At 54.0% G+C, this 1,163-nt stretch carries 1 protein-coding gene; it reads left to right on the top strand.

Features of this window, described 5'->3' with window-relative positions; genetic code table 11:
- Nucleotides 1–1,163, top strand: a 1,163-nt coding sequence (purB, locus tag HMPREF3090_RS09485; protein ID WP_083272471.1) for an adenylosuccinate lyase, incomplete at both ends; no start/stop codon positions are given.

The following is a 1,163-nucleotide window of genomic DNA, read 5'->3' as shown; positions in this document are numbered from 1 at the left end:
TATACCCGTCCCGAAATGGCCCGAGTTTGGTCCGATGATAACCGCTACAAATGCTGGCTAGAAGTTGAAATCCTAGCAGCCGAAGCCTGGGCTGAGCTTGGCGAAATTCCCCAAGAGGATGTTAAAAAAATCCGTGCCAAGGCAAGCTTCGATGTCGACCGCATCCAAGAAATCGAAGCCCAAACCCGGCACGATGTGGTGGCCTTCACCCGCTGTGTGTCTGAATCCCTAGGCGAAGAGCGCAAGTGGGTCCACTATGGCCTCACTTCGACTGATGTGGTGGACACCGCTCAAGGCTACCAGCTCAAGCAGGCCAATGACATTATCCGTCAAGATTTGGTTTGGTTCCTTGAGATCCTGAAAAAGAAAGCCCAAAAATACAAGCACACCGTCTGCATGGGCCGGACCCATGGCGTTCATGCCGAACCGACGACCTTTGGCTTGAAGATGGCCCGCTATTATTCGGAAATCAAGCGCCAGATCGACCGCTTTGACCATGCGGCGAAGGGTGTTGAAGCCGGGAAGATTTCCGGAGCTGTGGGGACCTTCGCTAATGTGCCAACTGCCGTCGAAGCCTATGTCTGCGACCATTTAGGCATCCGCGCCCAGGAAATTTCTACCCAAGTTTTACCTCGCGACCTCCACGCCGAATATATTGCCTGTTTGGCTTTGATCGCCACTTCCATTGAAAACATGGCTACGGAAATCCGCCATCTCCAGAAGTCAGAAACCCGGGAAGTGGAAGAATACTTCGCCAAGGGTCAAAAAGGATCCAGCGCCATGCCCCATAAGCGTAACCCCATTTCCAGCGAAAACGTGACCGGTTTGGCTCGGGTCTGCCGGGGCCACGTGGTAACGGCTTACGAGAACGTTTCCCTCTGGCATGAACGGGACATCTCCCATTCCAGCGCGGAGCGGATTATTTTGTCGGATACGACGATCTTAGTTAACTACATGATCCGCCGCTTCGGGAAGATTGTGGAAGATTTAACGGTTTTCCCCGACAACATGCTGCGGAACATGCAGGCTACCCACGGTTTGATCTACAGCCAGCGCTTGCTTTTAAAGCTAGTCGACCAAGGCCTGTCCCGGGAAGCCGCTTATGACCTGGTCCAACCCCTGACTGCCCAGTCCTGGGACGACCAGCGCGACTTCCGCGAACT

Source organism: Aerococcus sp. HMSC23C02, assembly GCF_001806805.1.
Lineage (GTDB): Bacteria > Bacillota > Bacilli > Lactobacillales > Aerococcaceae > Aerococcus > Aerococcus sanguinicola.
This window is presented reverse-complemented; position numbering and strand designations above follow the sequence as displayed.